This is a genomic window from Liquorilactobacillus sicerae (genome assembly GCF_029916425.1).
In the GTDB taxonomy this organism is placed as follows: domain Bacteria; phylum Bacillota; class Bacilli; order Lactobacillales; family Lactobacillaceae; genus Liquorilactobacillus; species Liquorilactobacillus sicerae.
This window is the reverse complement of record NZ_JAHAVQ010000384.1, coordinates 1-255: the sequence shown is the minus strand read 5'-3', so window position 1 is coordinate 255 and position 255 is coordinate 1. Positions and strand designations below refer to the sequence as shown.

General features: G+C 32.5%; 1 pseudogene. It reads right to left on the bottom strand.

Annotation, left to right across the window (positions count from 1 at the left end):
- Positions 1-255, bottom strand: a pseudogene (locus tag KH893_RS12935) (RNA-guided endonuclease TnpB family protein); the annotation flags it as partial.

Below are 255 nucleotides of genomic sequence, written 5' to 3'. Positions count from 1 at the left end.
AGTAGCCGAAAGTCGAATGGTAACATTTTTAATTTTACCTATTACTTCTCTACCAGATTTTAAACAGACTGTGCCAAGTTTAGGAAGTTTTAGGTGGGTACTATCTAGAGCTTGAATATTTTTGTTAGCAGAGTTGCTTTGATAGCTTTGTTTAGGAAATTTTCTTGACTTAAATTTAGGGTATCCAACATGATCTTTAAATAGTTTCTGATAAGCATGATTTAAGTCTCTGCTGACATGTAATAACGAAGTAGA